The following is a 17,268-nucleotide window of genomic DNA, read 5'->3' on the forward strand; positions in this document are numbered from 1 at the left end:
GGAAATAGGTCAGCCGAGCGGCGGGATTCGAGCTTTTGCGATGGGTCCACTCGACAAGATTCCACACCGAGACATTCGGCTCGATGCCTGCAGGGGCATTGCACTCTGGTTCGTCTTCATCAACCACATCCCAGGGAATATCTGTAGCTGGCTTACGTTGAGCCATTATGGATTCAGCGACACCACTGAAGTCTTCATGTTTGTCTCGGGGCTGACGTGCACGATGGCATATGGACACGTGTTCAGAAGCGCCGGGACTTGGGCGACGATCTGTCATACGATTCGGCGGAGCTGGGAGATTTATTCGGCATTTCTCCTGCTGACGCTGTTTCTGGTCGTGGCCGTTCATTGGATGGATGCCGACCTCGCAGACGAGGCAAATGTGGCGATCGTCCTCCAGAAACCGGGAGAAGCGCTGTCGCGTGCGTCTATCCTGCAATACCGGCCCGTCAATACGGACGTGCTGCCGACCTTCGTGCTCTTTCATTTGCTGTTTGCGCCGTGGCTCCTGCTTTTGCTCAGATGGCCCAATGCGACCTTGGCCGTTTCGGCTCTCCTGTACGGCTTGGTCCAGGCTTACGGCTGGAACCTTCGGGGATGGCCGACGAACGACTGGTATTTCAACCCGTTCGCCTGGCAATTCCTCGTCACGATCGGTGGATGGTGGGCGGTGGTGGGGCATGGGCGGTTGGCGCCATTCGTGATGTCGCGTCCGGCGATCATGCTTTCGGCCGCATACCTGATTTGGTCACTGGCTGTTACAATGAGTTGGATCAATCCGGCTCTTGAGCTCGTAGTTCCTCGATTCCTGAAAGCCTTGGTCTATCCGATAGACAAGTCGGATCTTGATCCGCTGCGGCTTCTGCATTTCCTTGCGCTTGCGGTCTGCGTCGCCAATATCGTGCCCGCGCATCGGGCCGCCTTACGGTCGCGCGCGGTGTTGGGCGCCGTTCGTTGTGGAGAGAATTCGCTCGAGGTTTACTGTGTTGGAGTTCTGCTGTCGCTTTTCGCTTACTTCCTTCTGAGGACTGCATCCGGCGGCGTGCTTGCACAAATCATGGTCAGCGGCATGGGGATCGCGGTTCTCACAGTCTTTGCCACCGTGTTGACCCGAACCACAGACCGAGCCGCGTCTCGACTGAGATTGCTCTGACTCGATCTCTCTTCCGAGGCCGTATCGGCGAGCACCGTTCATCCCCCTTCGAGCGCTTTGCGCAATTTCCGGATGATGACGCCGCGCGATCGATCGTCGGCCGCGGCTTCGATCTGGTCATTGATATCGAGAACCAATTTGGACATATCATTGTGCCAGTCCAGGTTGACAACCGCTTCGGGCGCGAGCCTGCGGCGGCGAGCCACTTCGATCGGCGTCGGCGCGGCAGTCGACAACTCGTAGACATCGTCCAGTATTGGCGTGAAGATCCGCGCTGTTGGAACGGTTCGCTCGGCGATTCGGTTCAGAAGGCCTTCGAGCGCGTGCTCTTCACCGTGCACGATGAAAAGGCCACGATGAATGGGACCGCGCGAGGCTATCCAGCGCGCGAGTTCGGGGCCGTCAGCGTGTCCCGAATATTCGTCGATATACCGAATTCTCGCGGCGACCTTGATCTCCTCGCCCTGGATCCTCACCGCCTTCGCGCCATCGCGCAAGAAGCGGCCCAGGGTGCCCTGGGCCTGGAATCCGGTGAGAAGGACCGTGCCCTCCCTGCGCCATAACCATCGCTTCAGATGATGGCGGATGCGACCTGCGTCGCACATGCCGCTTGCGGCAATGATGATGTGGAAGCCGGAGAGCCTGGCGATCGATTTGCTCTCGTCAACGGTTTCCGTGAAGCGCAGCTGACTGGAACCAAGCAGCCGGTCCAGATCGACGGCCGGATCGAGGCTCGCCGCGTTGTTCCTGAAGACCTCCGTGGAACGGATCGCTAAAGGCGAATCAAGGAAGATCGGTGCCGTCGGTATCTCCCCGCGGGCCATCAAGTCGGCCAGGTCAACGATCAGCTCTTGGGTCCGTTCAACCGCAAAAGCGGGGATTAGCAGCGCGCCGCGTCCACTGGCGGCATCTCGCACCTCCCGGGCGAGATGGGAACGACGCAGTGCGGGTGTTGTGGACGGCCGGTCGCTGTCGCCGTAGGTCGACTCGCAGAACACGTAATCGAGGCTGGTCGGGCCTTCCGGGTCCGGCTCCAGTAGTTTGGCGTCGGGCCCGATGTCACCCGACATCAGAACGCGCAAGGGGCCTTCATCTCTGCCTTGAGCGGCGAATTCCAACTCGATCGAAGCCGAGCCAAGCAAATGGCCGGCATTCCAGTAGCGGGCGCGGACGCCCGGTATCACCGTGTACCACGCCTGGTACTCGACCGGCCGAAAGGCATCGAGAATCGCAATCGCATCGGCTTGCGTGTAGATGGGCGCGACGGCAGCACGCCCTCGGGCTGCGTTGCGGCGATTCAGGGCGGCAACCTCCGTCTCCTGGATGTTGCCCGCATCGGGAAGCATATACGAGCAGAGCTCGATGGTACCTCGCGTTGCTAGGATCGGGGCTGAAAAGCCTTCGCGCTTCAGCTTGGGCAGGAGCCCCCTATGGTCGATGTGGGCGTGGGTCAGCAATACCGCATCGATGTCGGCCGGGCGAAACGGGAACGCGCCATAATTCAGCGCTTTCAGCGTCTTTTGTCCCTGGAACAGGCCGCAATCCACCAGGAATCGTCCTGCCGGCGTTTTGAAGAGATAGCAGGAGCCGGTAACGGTGCGGGCCGCGCCGCAGAATTGGACGGTAACGCTCAAGGGGGGCTCCCACTTTCCGGTATGCCAACCACGTCTCGGCGCAATGCGCGAGCGAGAAGATCGTCGAGGCTGATGGCGTTGGTTGGATGCGGCACGCTGTTGGTGGATCGGACGGAACGAATGCCGGCGCGACCGAACGCGGTCATAAGCGCCGGTGGAAATAGTGCGTGGACGATGATGGCCCCGATGGAAGAGGCTCCCGAGGCGACAAGAGCTTCCGCGCAGGCGGTAAGCGTCCCACCGGACGACACGATGTCGTCGATGAAAAGCACCGGACGGCCGACGAACAGCTTCGTGTTCGGGAATGCGATGTGCACCGATTGATCACCCCGGCGTACTTTTCGCGCCACGCTGTAGGCAAGTCCGAGGCGGCCGGCGATGTCGGCCACCCAAGGTCGCGACTCTTCATCGGGGCCGACCACGACCGTCGCGGGAGCGACTGCCTCGGCATGGAGCTTGGCCTCGATCGCAGGAGCCGCCGATAGATTGTCCGCATCTATTCCAGGGAACACGCCGGCGAGGCTGGGCGTGCGATGGAGATGTGCATCAACCGTGATAACGCGATCGAAGCTGCTCGCGAGAAGAGTACCGACTGCGCGCTGGCTGATCGCCTCACCCGGCTGGAACGCAGCATCCTGGCGCATGTAGCCGAGATAGGGCGAAACGAGCACCAAGCGCCTCGCGCCGTTGCGCCGTAAGGCTTCCGCAGCGAACAGCAGCGCAATCAGCTTGTCATTGGGCTGATCGAGCGAGCAACAGACTATTGTGGTGTTTGCCGCCGGGCCTACAGTTGCCCGCAGCTCTCCATCCGGAAATCGATGCAAGTTGATCGCATGGCCTGGGATGCCGAGGGCCTCGGCGAGCCGAGGCCCAAAATGAGCTGACGTGGGCAGCCATTGAACCGCAGTTGGGATCATGGTGCGGCCTCGGCTTGCGCTTCGATCCGGTAAGCGGACTCCAGCTGGGCCATGCCCACGGCAAGGTCAAATCCCGAGGGCTCGAACGCGTGAATGCGATAGAGCGGCTCGCCTTGCTCGACCCGATTGCCGATCTTCTTGAACAACTTGATTCCCGCGCCCTTGTCGAGCGGGGCGCCGGCCGTCCGCGCCAGGCGGTTGAGACGCAAGCAATCGATCGCTGCAACGACACCATCTCGTTCGGCGCGAACGTCGATGGCAAGGCTGCCAATTTTGCTCGCGGAAGGCGCAGGGCCCTGGGCTTCGATGATCTTCACCATCTGTCGAAGCGCCGCCCCGCTTTCCAGGAGCTCAGTTGCCCGCGCATAGCCGGTGCCCCCCCGCAAATCAGGGTCGTATTCCAGAAGGTAGGCGGCAAGGCGTAGCGACTTCTCACGAAGATCGCGCGGGGCTTGGGGCTCATTGGCGAGGACCGCCATGACGTCCTGTGCCTCAAGCGCCGGGCCGATACCATTGCCGATTGGCTGCCGTCCATCGGTGGTCACGACCTCCACTTCGAGGCCAAACCGATCGCCGACGAACTGAAACAGCTTGCGAAGTCGCATAGCCTGCGACGCAGTCGTAAGCTTGGCATTGGGACCCACCGGGAGGTCGACGAGAAGGTGTGTCGAGCCGGCGGCCAGCTTCTTCGACATAATGGATGCAACCATCTGTTCGTGCGTATCCAGCGCCAGGGGGCGCTCGACGCCGATCAGAATGTCGTCTGCCGGGGATAGGTTGACGTGCCCGCCCCATACAAGGCAGCCATTGCACGAGGCGACGACCTCCTTCATGGCTTCGACGCTGAGGTCGACCCGGGCCAGCACCTCCATGGTATCGGCCGTTCCGGCTGGCGACGTGATCGAGCGCGATGACGTCTTCGGGATTGTCAGTCCGTGCGCGGCTACAATCGGCACCACGATCATCGACGTGCGATTGCCGGGAATGCCGCCAATGCAATGCTTGTCGACGACAGTTTTTGTATTCCATCTGAGCTGCGTACCGGCTCTGGCCATGGCCTCTGTGAGCGCGATCAGCTCCCCGGATGTCATGAAATTTGCGGTGCTGACGAGGAAGGCAGCGATCTCCATGTCCGAATAGCGGTAATGCGTGAGATCGTCGACAATTGCGCTGATCTCGGGAGCCTCAAGTGTCTTGCCCTGGATCTTGGCGCGAACCGCGTCCAAACTCGGCGGGGACGGAGCAGGGGTAACTTCCACGTAGGTGCCCGCCGGCTGTCCAAAGCGCCGAAATGCCGGCTCCGCCATGCCAAGCTGGTCGGGCCCGACCAGGCCGTCATCATCGGTGAGAAGCACAGTTGCCAGTTGCGTCTTGGAGCCGCTGCGCAGCTCGACCCTGGAAAAGCCACGAAACAGGTCCGGCCGCAGCGCCGTTGAACGGCGGGAGATCACAACGACGTTCTCCCGGCCGGTGTCGAGATTGACACACCGGGATTTGAGCTGCGCGCGGCCGGGCGGAATGGCGTTCATCAATGAAGATTCTCGCGGGTGAAGCAAGGATAGGCGGCTGCCGACGAGACCGGTTTGCGACAGATCAATCGGCCGCCTGCTCTCTGGCGCGGGCTTGGATAAGCCGGCGCTGCGGATGCCTCAGCGAGACCCGTTCGGTTCTAACGTTTCCAGGTACGCGACAAGTGCCTCGATCTGGTATTCGGTGAGCCTTGGATTTGGCATTGCCTGGTCAGGCCCTAGCCAGCGGTGCCTTGAAACCAGAAATTGCCGGAGCTCGTCTGCAGAAAACGACGGCCGCTTGATGATCTCCAAGAAGTTCGGTGCCGAGGGCCGGGGTGCCGGCGCTTCCTTTGCGGCGTCGGAAACGACATGGCACGTTCCGCAGGATGCGCGAGCGAGCGCCCGTCCTTCAGCCACCTGGTCCGTAAACAGCTGATTGGGAACGGGCAACGTGAGCGGCACCTGAATTGTAATCGAGGCATACCCGCTCGCCCGGTGGCAGTCGTTGCAATCGTTTGTCAGCGCTGAGTACGCCTTCGTGAAGGCAGGCACGTCTTTCGATTGTATCGCCTCACGTACGCCTTGGAGCTTCTCCTCGGCGCGACTGGTGCGCGATGCATCGGTCAACAGCTTGCCTGCGGTTTCGAGACTGCTGTCGATCTGTTCAGCCTCATAGTTTGCCAGGCTCCAATTGCTCAGCTTGCCCGCAAACCATAGCTTGGCGTGCTGAAGTTGCAGTCTGGTCATAAGATCGGATAGTGCAGCAGAAACGTCGGCAGGCGCCCCTGCGCCGGAGACCGAGAGTGATGCGAGGATCGCGACCGACAACAGCGTTCGCAGGCGCATGGTCGATCTCTCCGATGTTGTTCATCAGAATGACATTCTGACCCGTCCCGGTGTTGATCTGAATCAAGACGTCATTTGACGCGGCAAATACCTCTTAAGTCTTTCCGGAGTGGAGACATGCGCGCGTACCAGATAATGTCTCAACGGGTGATGACGATCCGACCCGATGCCCCGATTGTCGACGCCATCAAGTTAATGCTTGATCATCACATCAGCGGTCTGCCGGTTACGGATTCCGCCGGAAAGCTTGTCGGAGTCCTGTGTGAGAGCGATTTCCTCAGGCGAGGCGAAATTGGAACGGAACATGCGCGCAACCGAGTGCTGTCAGTCCTGCTTGGGGGCGAACGGATTGCGGGCGAATTCGTCAAGGAGCACGGTCGCAAGGTCGAACAGCTGATGACGCGCGAGCCGGCGACGACCAGCGAGCAGGCGTCTGTCGAAGAAGTCGCCGATCTGATGGAGCGCCGGCATCTGAATCATGTTCCGGTGATGCGCGGCGATCGCATCGTCGGCATCATCACTCGGTCGGATTTCCTCTCGGCAGTTGCCGGTCCGCTGACCAGCACGTCCGGCTATTCGCAGGATGATAATCAGATCCGTCGGTCCGTTCTCGCGGCGTTGGCCGGGAGACCATGGCAACCCATCGGCCTAAACGTTAGCGTCAACAAAGGCGCGGTGACGCTACGGGGCGTCGTCAAGGGCGAAAACGCTCATCGGGCTGTTATCGTGACATGCGAGAACGTTCCAGGTGTTCGAGACGTGGTTGACCGCCTTTGTCTTCGCTCCGCCCATCCCGACCCGGAGGACGACTATGGCGGAGGCGATTTCGTGTCGCTGCACGCCGAGCCATCGACACTCGACGACGAACCTTTGTGATGCCTCGTTAGTCCTCATGTATCATCAGCGCCCTGATTGCTTCGCTAGTCATCTCACGATCCTCCAACAGTCGATCTAGATCGAGTGTCTCTCGTGCTGCGCGATCGCGGTAAGAGCATGTCCCGGGCGGGTCTCGTGGACGGCCTGGGCCGTCGCTTTTACGTTCATCTCCGGATGGCTCGGGCGGGCAGCCAGTGTGGTCGCGATCATGGCGGTGCTGGCGAGCAGCACAGCAGCGACCACCTTCAGGTGCGTTGCCCTGTCAGCCGAGTAAATCGAGTGGTTCATTGCAGGCCCCTTTGTCAACGAGCCAGATGCGTGCTGGTGAAATCGTTCTAGAGCATCGGCCGAACGGCCGAAATTCTGGGGTTTCACCTAAGGAAGTATCCGTAGGCTCGGAAGAGAGATGGCACGGCTCGCGGTCATCCAACATTCGCCGGGAGATTTGCGAGGATGGCGAGGCGATATTTGAGGATCCTCAAATAGCACCGGATCCAGATCATTAAGCTCGTTAGGCAATGTAGCTCTGATCGCTGGACGGGTGTCCTATGTCACGCAGCATCTCTTGCCGATGTCTAAGATGGATAAGCGTTTCGGCCTGCAGTCTGGCGCTCGTCCTCGAGTCCGGTGCCTCTTGGGGCAACGACGTCCATAGAGAACAAGGCGAGACTTACCAGACGACGAGCCTTGCTCTCCTGGTGAAGCGCATCTCGCCCGCTGTGGTGCGGGTACAAGGCTGGGGCGTGCCGTCGGAACGGCGAATATTCGACCCGGAAGCAGTCTTCCCGGATCCACCCACGCCTCGAGAGTGGCAAGGAGCGGGCGTCATCGTGGACGCCCTGGCAGGCCTGATCGTGACCGCAAATCACTTGGTTGCAAACGCAACGACTGTAGAGGCGTTGCTTCAGGATGGACGAGCATTGAACGCCGTCGTGCTTGTCCGATCCGATCGCGACGACGTTGCGCTACTCCGGATCGAGGCCGGCAACCTTCATGCGTTGGATCTGGAGAAGCCTGGCGCGCTTGATGTGGGAGAGCCGGTTTTGGCCATCGGTGATCCCGATGATTGGGGACAGACCGTGACCTTCGGCATCGTTTCGGGGCTGCATCGTGCCTGTCCTGGCATAGCCAATCGCAATCTGATCCAGTCAGACGTACTTGTGGGTCACGGAAGCTCAGGAGGTGCGCTCGTGAATCTACATGGCAAGCTCATCGGCGTGATCGTTGCGCGAAGGGACGGATTTGCTTTTGCGGCGTCGGTCGACGCGATCACGAGGCTTTTTGTGGCTGCCCAATAGGAAGAGAGTTTTCTGAGCATCTTAAGCCGAAGTTCAGCGCGCCGCGCGCAATGAACAGCGCCGTGATCGGCGCTGCTATGACAAATAGAATGCGGACGATTCATCCGAGCAAGATCGCTCCGATCTGAGGATACTCAGCCCGCCGCCTTCATATCTTCCGGGGACTCCACACAATAGCCGGAGTAGGTATCAACGAGGCAGAGATGATCGTGAACTTGCTTGACGCCGCTGGTGTTCTCGGCGGCGATGATCGTCGCGCGCCGCGCCTCATCGGTCGTGATCAGGCCGTGCAGTTGGACGATCCCTCGGCGGCAAGTCACCCTGAAACCGATGGGACGCCAGTCGGTGGCATCCACGGCACGCGTAACGCGCTGGCAAATGTGCTCATCGTCAGCAGTCGGGTCCGGGATTTCGTGCGCAAGACTCGCCATGGCTTGCAGGAGATTGCTTCTCGTCACGATGCCGATCGTACTCTTGCCTCGCATCACAGGAACTCGCTTGATATCGTGCTTCTCCATCAAAGCGACGATATCCGCCAACGACGTCTCTTCCCGGACTGTGATGACCTTCCGCGTCATGACATCCTCGACTTTTCGTCCGCGCTCGTGAATGAACTCCGCGGCCGCTCGTCCGGGTCCCATGAAGAATTTCAACCAGGCCGCATGATTCCGTCCCGTGCCGATCTCGCTGCGGCGGAGAAAGTCGCTCTCCGAGACCACGCCGACCAGATTGCCGGTATCGTCGATAACGGGCAGCCCACTGATATGCATCCGAAGCATGATCTTGGCGGCTTCTTCGATTGTGGTGTGCGGCGTTACCGCGACGACGTCTCTCGTCATGACATGAATTGCGTGCATTGTGTGCCCTCCGGAAGCAGATGATGGGGGTATGGGTCCGGCATCGGCGCAAGGCTGCGACTAAGGCAGCCTCGCACCGGCGACGTTATCAGGCGGCTTTCACGTTGATCGTCTTTGCCGGCTTTTGGGCTTCCTCCGTCTTCGGAAGCGTGAGCTTGAGTACGCCGTTCTTGAAGGTCGCCTCGATCTTGTCGGCGTTGACGCCGTCCGGCAGGGTGAAATAGCGCTCGAAGGTGCCGTAACGGCGCTCGGAGACGTAGTAGTCCTTCTTCTTTTCCTCCGTTTCCTCGCGCTTCTCGGCTTTAATGGTGAGGCTGCCATTCGCGAGGGTGATGTTGATGTTCTTCTCGTCGAGGCCAGGAAGTTCAGCGGTGATCTCGTAGGCCTTGTCGCTTTCGGCGACGTCGACGGCCGGCGCTGAAATCGACTTGGAGAGGTCGCGTTCGAGTCGCGCGAGCGATCGGAACGGTCGATTCCAGAAGCCGTTGCCGAAATCGTCGAAGATCTGGTCGATTTCGTTTCTCAACGCTTCAAACGGCCGCCACGTCTCACCAGCGGTTGCGGGCGTAGTGGACGATTTTGTGACGGGCAGCTTTGTCTCGGTTGCCATGATCATGTCTCCTTCGAGGTGTGACCATCTCGGTCGCCGCGAAGAATAGTCTCGGCCATCGAGCCGGACTTGATTTCGCTCAACTCGAAAACGATGCCCCCAACTTTTCGGAGTCTTGGAGGCGATGGAAAGGAATGCGAGTAGTGCGTGTTCGACGCGGTGCGAGTTCGTTGAAGAGCTGCATCCGATCAATGAGGCAGTAAGGCAGACGCTTCTCGATGTCGGGGGCAGCACCGCCGGCTATGCATCCGATCCCCTTGGTAATCATTGATCGCCAAGTTGCACGTAGGCGCGCTTCACAGCAGCCCAAGCCGTTCGGCCCGCCGAACAAGACTTGCTTGTACGCTTGGCTTGAATTGATCCTGGCCGACGCAGGCTAAGGTCGTCGATCCTCCTCGGTGCGGCCAGCCGGGGATAGGTTCGTCTCAGGGTATTGACCTAGCGCAATCTGTCCACGGCACCGGTACGGTAGTTCGACCATCGAAACATGAAGCGGAAGCCCGCCGATCGTTTTGTCGCGATTTGGATGGCGCGGTCATGGTCGAACAAGCACTGCCATACCCGAAACAGAAGAACATGGGCCGGTTCTCGGCGGCATCGGCGTGGTCAGGCTTCATCGCTCACAGATGGTTTATCCTGACGGTCGTTGTGCTGCTCGGCCTAGGTGCCTGGCAGGGTGTCCGGGTCCTACTTGGTCCCGCCGTCGTAGTCGACCAGGTCTTGCGTGCGCGCTTGATAGAAACGGTGGTGGCAAGCGGGCATGTCGAGACACCCTACCGGGTCGAGATCGGCAGCCAGATTACCGGGACGGTAGAGGATGTGCTGGTGCGGGAGGGCGAGAAGGTCGCCAAGGGGCAGCCTTTGATTGCGCTGGAAGCGCGCGAATTGAAAGCCACGGTGGTCCAGAGCCAGAGTGCGGTGGCCCAGTCCGAAGCCCGGATCAGGCAGCTCGAGGAGCTCACGCTTCCTTCGGCCAAGGAAGCGCTGACGCAGGCCCAAGCGACGCTTCTGAACGCTCAACTGACCTATGACCGTACGGCGCAGCTCGAACGCAATGGTTATGCGACAAGGGCCGCCTTAGACGACGCACAGAAGACGCTTGACGTCGCGCGTGCCGTAAAACGAGCGGCTGAATTCCAAGTCTACACCGCGGGCCCGGGCGGCAGCGACTATGTCATGGCCCAGACACAGCTCAATCAGGCGCGGGCCAACCTGGACACGGCGGAATCCCGCTTGAGCTATGCGACGATCGTAGCTCCTCGCGACGGCGTTCTGATCACCCGGAGCGTCGAACGTGGCACCGTGGTACAGGCGGGAAAGGCGCTCATGGTGCTTGCGCCGTCGGGTGACTTGCAACTGGTATTGCAAATCGACGAACGCAATCTCGGCAAACTCGCACTTGGACAGAACGCGCTGGCATCCGCGGATGCCTATCCGGACCGGCATTTTGCCGCCGCGGTCTCCTACATCAATCCGGGCGTCGATATTTCCCGCGCGACTGTCCAAGTAAAGCTCACCGTGGCGGACCCACCCGAGGATCTGCGTCAGGACATGACCGTCTCGGTCGACATCGAGGTCGCAGCGAAAGACAACGCGAAGGTACTGCCTGTGCGCTCGGTGCACGACATCCTCTCCGGTCAACCCTGGGTGTTGGCCATGAAGGATGGGCGGGCAACCAAGCGTCCGGTGAAGCTCGGCTTGCGCGGCAACAGCCAGGTCGAGATCGTCGAGGGGCTGGAGCCCGGCGACGTTGCGATCCCGCAAAGCTCCGGCGTACTGACCGGGCAGCGCGTGCGGGCCGTCCTGCCATGAACCACTGGCTCCCATTCGAGTGGATCGCCGCCGTACGCTTCCTGCGCGAGGGAAGATTGCAGACCATCTTCATTATCGGCGGCATCTCGATCGGCGTTGGCGTCATTGTCTTCATGTCGGCGATGCTCGCGGGCATGGAAGCAAATTTCATCAAGCGTGTGTTGACGTCGCAGCCGCAGATTCAGCTCATCACGCCGGATCAGGTCGCGCGCTCCTTGCGCAATGGCGCCGGCGAGATCGAGGACGCCGTGGTGCAGCGGCCGAGCCAGCGGGTGATCTCGATCGACCAGTGGCCGAAGGTCAGGACCCAGATGCTTGCGATGCCCGAAGTCACTGCAGTCTCGCCGACCATCACCGGGTCGGTTCTTGCAGTCCGTGGAGACGCCAGCCGTGCCGTGACGCTGACGGGGATCGAACCGGAAACGTATTTTGTGATTGTCAGGGTACCGGACTACATCGCCGCGGGCGAGGCACGGTTGACCAGTGAAGACATCATCATTGGCACCGAGCTGGCCAAGAATCTCGGAGCGACCGTCGGCGACAAGCTGAACCTGCAGGCGTCTCCTGGCGCCAATCGAGTCCTGACCATTTCCGGGCTGGTCGATTTCGGTAACAAGGGCGTCAATCAGCGTGCGGCATTCGTCGCGCTGCGCACCGGGCAGTCTCTGCTCGGCATGATCGGCGGCGTCACCACTATCGACATGGCCATCAAGGACATCTACGCGGCCGAAATACTCGCCAAGCGGATACAGGCATCGACGGTTGTGGAGGCCGATAGCTGGATTGCCACCAACGCGCAGTTCTTCACCGCGGTGCAGGCGCAGATCTACACGAACACGCTGATCCGTCTGTTCGTCGGCTTGTCGGTAGCCTTCGGTATTGCTGCGGTTCTTGTCGTCTCTGTGATCCAACGCTCCAAGGAGATCGGCATCCTTCGGGCAATGGGCACTTCGCGTGGACAGATACTGCGTGTGTTCCTGTTGCAGGGTGGGCTACTCGGCTTCGTCGGCTCGTTGTTCGGCGCTGCAATGGGCGCACTTGCTCTAATCTACTGGCACGCCGTCGCCCGCCAAGCGGATGGTACGGAATTCTTTCCGCTGATCCTTGAGCGAAGCCTCTTCCTCTACACGGCGCTACTCGCCACCTTCACGGGCTTGCTGGCCGCGATGGCACCGGCGGTGCGTGCCGCGAAGCTCGATCCGCTGGAGGCGATCCGTGGCTGACGAGATCCTGAAGCTCGAGGGTGTCTGCAAGGCCTACAATGTCGGCCTGCCAATCGAGGTCGAGGTGCTGCACGATATCGATCTTCAGCTTGATCATGGCGAGTTCCTGGCGCTGATCGGCCCGTCCGGCTCGGGCAAGAGCACCCTGCTCAATATCGTCGGTTTGCTCGATCGGCCGACGTCCGGCCGGCTTCTGATCAAGGGGCGGGATACGGCATTGCTCGGTGATGACGAACTCACGCGTCTGCGAGGTCACACCATCGGCTTCGTGTTTCAGTATCATCTGCTGATCTCGGCGTTCACCGCGCGCGAAAATATCATGATGCCGCTGCTGGTAGATCGTGGCTTTCCAGCCGCGGATATCGAGGCGCGGGCTGATCATCTGCTGGTCCAGGTCGGTCTGGAAAAGTTTGGGAGCAATCTGGCCAACAACTTGTCGGGCGGTCAGCAGCAGCGGATAGCGGTGGCCAGAGCGCTTGCCATGAACCCGGATCTCGTGTTGGCGGACGAGCCGACCGGCAACCTCGATACGAAGTCGGCCGATGCCATCTTTGAGCTGATGCGGCGAGTCAACCGGGAGAGCGGCACGAGCTTTCTACTCGTCACCCATAACCTCGACCTTGCGCGCCGCTGTGACCGCATCATCCAGGTGATCGACGGCCGGATCGCGGATCGTTGAAGTCAGTTTCCCCTCGTTGGCACATCGCGGTTTTGACGTGAATCAAGCCGAGACCCTCGGCTCTGGTTACCATTGAACCTCTGGTCGACCCCGATGGGAGCAGCAGGTGGAGCCCGATAACGTTTCGCGCAAGCAGGCCATAGCGATGGGCCTGATTTTCGTGGGTGGTATGCTGCTCGTGGTCCTGCAGTTTGTCTTGTCGACGTACAATTCAATCGAGGCCATTCCCTATAGTCAATTTGAGCAATTGCTCGCCCAGGAAAAGGTCGCCGAGGTTTCCGTCGCTCCAGATACCATCAATGGAAAATTGAAGGAGCCTCTCCCCAGCGGAAAATCCGCATTCGTTACAGCGCGGGTCGATATGGCCTTGGCTGACCGGATTGGAGCAAAGGGAGCAAGTGTTACTGGCGTTCCCGGAAACGGCCTTTTGCAAACATTGCTATCCTGGATCTTCCCGGTCATCGTCTTCTTCGTGATTTGGTTCTGGGTCGGTCGCGGCATGACCGGTCGGCAGGGCTTCGGAGGGCTCATGGCGATCGGTAAGTCCCGTGCTAAGGTCTACGTCGAGAATGACATCAAGGTCACCTTTGCGGATGTGGCCGGAGTGGAGGAGGCGAAGTTTGAACTCCAGGAGGTGGTCTCGTTCCTCAGGGACCCCGGGAGTTACGGCCGGTTGGGCGCGCATGTGCCGAAGGGAATCTTGCTGGTGGGACCGCCAGGGACCGGAAAGACCCTGCTTGCCCGCGCCGTGGCGGGGGAAGCCGGCGTCCCGTTCTTCTCGATCTCAGGCTCGGAATTCGTCGAGATGTTCGTTGGGGTTGGTGCTGCGCGCGTTCGGGACCTGTTTGAGCAGGCCCGCAAAGCGGCACCTTGCATCATTTTCGTCGACGAACTCGACGCGCTGGGACGAAGCCGCGGACCGATGTCGTTCGGGAGCCACGACGAGAAGGAGCAGACCCTTAATCAGCTGTTGTCCGAACTCGACGGCTTCGATCCGAGCGCCGGCGTCATTTTGCTGGCCGCGACCAACCGACCCGAGATCCTGGATCCCGCGCTGCTGCGGGCGGGGAGATTCGACCGACAGGTTCTCGTCGACCGTCCCGACAAGATCGGGCGCGTTGCCATTCTCAAGGTGCACGTCCGCAAGATCCGCATGGGCAAGGATGTCGACCTCGACAAGGTAGCAGGTCTTACGACGGGGTTCACGGGTGCTGACCTCGCAAATCTCGTCAACGAGGCCGCGATCGCAGCGACCAGGCGGAGCGGCACGGAGGTCGCGTTCACCGATTTTGTCACGGCGATCGAACGGATCGTGGCCGGGATTGAGAAGAAGAGCAGGGTGCTCAGCAAGGACGAGCGGCGGAGGGTTGCCTATCACGAGATGGGCCACGCCCTCGTTGCGGCCAGCCTGCCCGGCGTCGACCCTGTCCAGAAGGTATCGATCATTCCGCGGGGAATCGGTGCACTGGGGTACACCATCCAGCGCCCGACCGAGGACAGGTTCTTGCTTACGACCGCCGAGCTGAAGAACCGCATTGCTGTGCTGATGGGAGGACGCGCGTCGGAGCGCATGATCTTCGACGGAGCCATTTCGACCGGCGCGGCCGATGATCTTCAACGTGCGACCGAAGTCGCAATCGAGATGGTGACCAAGTACGGCATGGATGAGACCGTGGGGCAGCGCACCTACGCCCCAAAGCCGCAGGCCTTCCTCGCGGCGGCGCAGGATGCGGTCGTTGCGGCTGCGGAAGCGACCGGCCGCGAGATCGATCTCGCCGTGCGTAACCTGATCGAGGAGGGTGACCGTTGCGCCCGGGAGATCCTGCTACGACGACGCACCGAGCTCGAAGCCGGTGTTGAACTACTCATCGCAAATGAAACGATAACGTCGGACCAGTTCGCCCCCTTGCGCGGCACGCATAGCAAGGAAAGCGAGCCGGTCGCCGCATGATTGCTGCGGGGAGCGGGCGCGCGCGCAATTTGGGGTGCGTCAAACCCCAATCATTTCTTCTGAGCCTTGCCCATTGGTGCGAATATCTGATTGGCGGGCGGCAGCTGGTCGCTCGGCAGGCCTATCGCGATAAAGCTGCGTTCCAGCGAGGTGTGGCAGGCATTGCAGCCGTCGGTCAGTGCGCGCATGGAGGCGGTGAACCTGCGACCATCCCCAGCGTCGATCGCAGCTGCGATCGAGAGCAGCGGATCCTTCATCGTGGTTACGTTGCTTACCGGAATGCCGGGGTAGAATACGGCAGCTTGGGCCAGACTATCCGTCAACTGGCGCAATTCGTACGCGGCAAGTTCCCAGTTCTTTGACTTGCCCGCGAACCACAGTTTCAGGTGCTGAAGCTGCGCCGCGTTCATAACTTCGACGAGGCGGGGCGTGTATTGTCTGACAGTTGGAGAAGGTTCGAAGTCCGATTGGGCAGTCGCGGATGTGCCAGCGCCTGCCAAGATCGCAAGAGCCAAGCACGAGTTCCGTAGAGTCATTTAACTGGTCTCCAGAAATGTCGTTTCCTTGAGGCGGCTGGTGGGGTGCTCGCCGAAGTCCCCACCAAGTCGGGTCGGAGATGCCAGGCCAATTCCGATCAGGCCTGGCTCGAGCCGCACCACGAGCCCTCATTGCTCCAATGTCTTCAAAAACACCATGAAATCGCCGACCTGATCGGCATCGAAACGAAATTCCGGCATTGCCGGATGCCCCGTGACGATGCCCTCGGCCAGGGCTTCTTGCAGCATCTCGATCGGATATCGTTCGTGTAACGTCCTGAACGGGGGAGCGATTTTGAGCGGGCTGGGGCTGACCTTGTCGGTGGAGTGGCACTTCGCACAATACAGCAGCGCAAGACGCCGGCCTTGTTCGACGCTTGAAGCCGTAGCTGGGCTCGAGGGGAGAAGCAAGTCCGCGGCAAGTATGGCGCCTGCTATCGCACGCACAGTTCTCCTCACATCGTGCTCCATCAATGCGACATCATGACAGGAACAGTCATGCTGCGGAACGTCTCCTGCGTGACACCGCCGAACACCGTTTCCTGAAATCGAGAATGGCCGTAACCGCCCATGACCAGTAGATCGAGGCTTTCATCCGCAGCGATCGACAGGATGCTCGCTTGCAGATTACTGCGGTCGCATTGAAGTGAAACGGTCTTTGCCGGCAAGCCCTTCCGCGCTAGGTGCGTCAGGAGGCGTTCGGGCGATGCGTCGGGCGGCGCCTCGGATGCATTGAGGGTGATGATGGTCAGAGCGTCTGCCAGGGTGATGAACGGCATCGCGTCCCGTAAGGCGCGGGCGGCAAGGCGACTGCCGTCCCAGCAAATACCGACGCGTGCCGCCTTAAACGTACCCCGGAAGGTATAAGGAATGAACAGCATGGGCCCGCCCGACTGCAGCAGGAGCTCCTTAGGAAGCTGGTTGTCGAACGTCTCGCAATCAGGGTCGCCTTGTGACACGATCGTCAGATCATAGAGGCGAGCCGCTGCCCCAGCTTTCAAGACGATCTCGGCAGTTGTCTCGCTCAGTGCGTATTTCCCGTAGTTGATTCGGGCGTTCTTCGCCTCGATCTCGAAAATTCGCAGTGCAGCTTGGGCGCGTTCCAGCGCACGTTCATACTCGACTTGCAGAGATGCTGCGATGGCCGCGCCGCCTTCCGCCACAAACGGCACATTCGTCGAGGCATATCCTGTTGCAAGTGCATCCAGATGCGCGCCGGCACTGATCGCCAGGGAAACGGACGCATCGATGGCGGGGCGCGGCGAGCGCTCTGTTGGAATATGCACCAGTAGATCCTTGAACATGCGTGCCTCCCGTTTCGGTCTTGCCGTCACAGATCAGCACATGTCGCCGTTGGGAGACTTG

General features: G+C 60.5%; 17 protein-coding genes. 7 read left to right on the forward strand and 10 right to left on the reverse strand.

Annotation, left to right across the window (positions count from 1 at the left end; translation table 11 throughout):
• Positions 1–40: 40 nt before the first annotated feature.
• Positions 41–1,153, forward strand: a complete 1,113-nt coding sequence (locus ACVW16_RS27635; RefSeq protein ID WP_456802528.1) for an OpgC domain-containing protein — start codon at positions 41–43, stop codon at positions 1,151–1,153.
• A gap of 38 nt (positions 1,154–1,191) precedes the next feature.
• Here the strand turns inward: ACVW16_RS27635 and ACVW16_RS27640 are convergent, their stop codons facing one another.
• From ACVW16_RS27640 to ACVW16_RS27655, 4 genes are all read right to left on the reverse strand, one after another.
• Positions 1,192–2,787, reverse strand: a complete 1,596-nt coding sequence (locus ACVW16_RS27640) for an MBL fold metallo-hydrolase RNA specificity domain-containing protein (RefSeq protein WP_456737927.1) — start codon at positions 2,785–2,787, stop codon at positions 1,192–1,194.
• Positions 2,784–3,704 (reverse strand): ribose-phosphate pyrophosphokinase, encoded by a 921-nt coding sequence (locus ACVW16_RS27645; protein WP_456737928.1) that lies wholly within the window; start codon positions 3,702–3,704, stop codon positions 2,784–2,786. The genes ACVW16_RS27640 and ACVW16_RS27645 overlap by 4 nt, the downstream gene beginning before the upstream one ends.
• The gene (locus ACVW16_RS27650) at positions 3,701–5,233 is read right to left on the reverse strand and encodes a thymidine phosphorylase family protein (RefSeq protein WP_456737929.1); all 1,533 of its coding nucleotides are present in this window, start codon (positions 5,231–5,233) and stop codon (positions 3,701–3,703) included. The genes ACVW16_RS27645 and ACVW16_RS27650 overlap by 4 nt, the downstream gene beginning before the upstream one ends.
• A 120-nt stretch (positions 5,234–5,353) precedes the next feature.
• Positions 5,354–6,061: a c-type cytochrome gene (locus ACVW16_RS27655; protein ID WP_456702206.1), complete on the reverse strand. Its 708-nt coding sequence runs from the start codon at positions 6,059–6,061 to the stop codon at positions 5,354–5,356.
• Positions 6,062–6,178: 117 nt separating this feature from the next.
• Here ACVW16_RS27655 and ACVW16_RS27660 point away from each other — a divergent pair, with 117 nt between their 5' ends.
• The gene (locus tag ACVW16_RS27660; protein ID WP_456702207.1) at positions 6,179–6,937 is read left to right on the forward strand and encodes a CBS domain-containing protein; all 759 of its coding nucleotides are present in this window, start codon (positions 6,179–6,181) and stop codon (positions 6,935–6,937) included.
• Between the two features lie 75 nt (positions 6,938–7,012).
• On the opposite strand, the gene ACVW16_RS27665 is transcribed toward ACVW16_RS27660, so the two are convergent.
• On the reverse strand, positions 7,013–7,225 hold the full coding sequence (locus ACVW16_RS27665) for a hypothetical protein (RefSeq protein ID WP_456737930.1): 213 nt from the start codon (positions 7,223–7,225) through the stop codon (positions 7,013–7,015).
• 410 nt (positions 7,226–7,635) lie between these two features.
• Between ACVW16_RS27665 and ACVW16_RS27670 the strand changes: the two genes are divergently transcribed.
• Positions 7,636–8,235, forward strand: coding sequence for a S1C family serine protease (locus ACVW16_RS27670; protein WP_456737931.1), 600 nt, complete (start codon positions 7,636–7,638; stop codon positions 8,233–8,235).
• 134 nt (positions 8,236–8,369) lie between these two features.
• On the opposite strand, the gene ACVW16_RS27675 is transcribed toward ACVW16_RS27670, so the two are convergent.
• Complete coding sequence (locus ACVW16_RS27675; protein WP_456702210.1) at positions 8,370–9,092, reverse strand: CBS domain-containing protein; 723 nt, start codon at positions 9,090–9,092, stop codon at positions 8,370–8,372.
• A gap of 88 nt (positions 9,093–9,180) precedes the next feature.
• A complete protein-coding gene (locus tag ACVW16_RS27680; RefSeq protein WP_456702211.1) occupies positions 9,181–9,702 on the reverse strand; it encodes an Hsp20/alpha crystallin family protein in 522 nt (173 codons plus the stop codon).
• 537 nt (positions 9,703–10,239) lie between these two features.
• Here ACVW16_RS27680 and ACVW16_RS27685 point away from each other — a divergent pair.
• The 4 genes from ACVW16_RS27685 to ftsH all read left to right on the forward strand — a co-directional run bounded on the left by ACVW16_RS27685 (position 10,240) and on the right by ftsH (position 15,367).
• The gene (locus ACVW16_RS27685) at positions 10,240–11,514 is read left to right on the forward strand and encodes an efflux RND transporter periplasmic adaptor subunit (RefSeq protein ID WP_456737932.1); all 1,275 of its coding nucleotides are present in this window, start codon (positions 10,240–10,242) and stop codon (positions 11,512–11,514) included.
• Positions 11,511–12,737, forward strand: a complete 1,227-nt coding sequence (locus ACVW16_RS27690) for an ABC transporter permease (protein ID WP_456702213.1) — start codon at positions 11,511–11,513, stop codon at positions 12,735–12,737. The genes ACVW16_RS27685 and ACVW16_RS27690 overlap by 4 nt, the downstream gene beginning before the upstream one ends.
• The gene (locus ACVW16_RS27695; protein ID WP_456737933.1) at positions 12,730–13,416 is read left to right on the forward strand and encodes an ABC transporter ATP-binding protein; all 687 of its coding nucleotides are present in this window, start codon (positions 12,730–12,732) and stop codon (positions 13,414–13,416) included. The genes ACVW16_RS27690 and ACVW16_RS27695 overlap by 8 nt, the downstream gene beginning before the upstream one ends.
• Before the next feature lie 145 nt (positions 13,417–13,561).
• Positions 13,562–15,367 carry an ATP-dependent zinc metalloprotease FtsH gene (gene ftsH / locus ACVW16_RS27700; RefSeq protein WP_456738469.1) on the forward strand — a complete coding sequence of 602 codons (1,806 nt, stop codon included), beginning with the start codon at positions 13,562–13,564 and terminating at the stop codon, positions 15,365–15,367.
• 50 nt (positions 15,368–15,417) lie between these two features.
• On the opposite strand, the gene ACVW16_RS27705 is transcribed toward ftsH, so the two are convergent.
• The 3 genes from ACVW16_RS27705 to ACVW16_RS27715 form a co-directional block, all read right to left on the reverse strand.
• Entirely contained in the window at positions 15,418–15,882 is a 465-nt protein-coding gene (locus ACVW16_RS27705) for a hypothetical protein (protein WP_456737934.1), read from the reverse strand.
• 150 nt (positions 15,883–16,032) lie between these two features.
• A complete protein-coding gene (locus tag ACVW16_RS27710; protein ID WP_456702216.1) occupies positions 16,033–16,374 on the reverse strand; it encodes a c-type cytochrome in 342 nt (113 codons plus the stop codon).
• A complete protein-coding gene (locus ACVW16_RS27715; RefSeq protein WP_456702217.1) occupies positions 16,374–17,207 on the reverse strand; it encodes a universal stress protein in 834 nt (277 codons plus the stop codon). Before ACVW16_RS27715 ends, ACVW16_RS27710 begins: the two co-directional genes overlap by 1 nt.
• Positions 17,208–17,268: the final 61 nt, after the last annotated feature.

This window comes from Bradyrhizobium sp. USDA 4474, assembly GCF_054057515.1.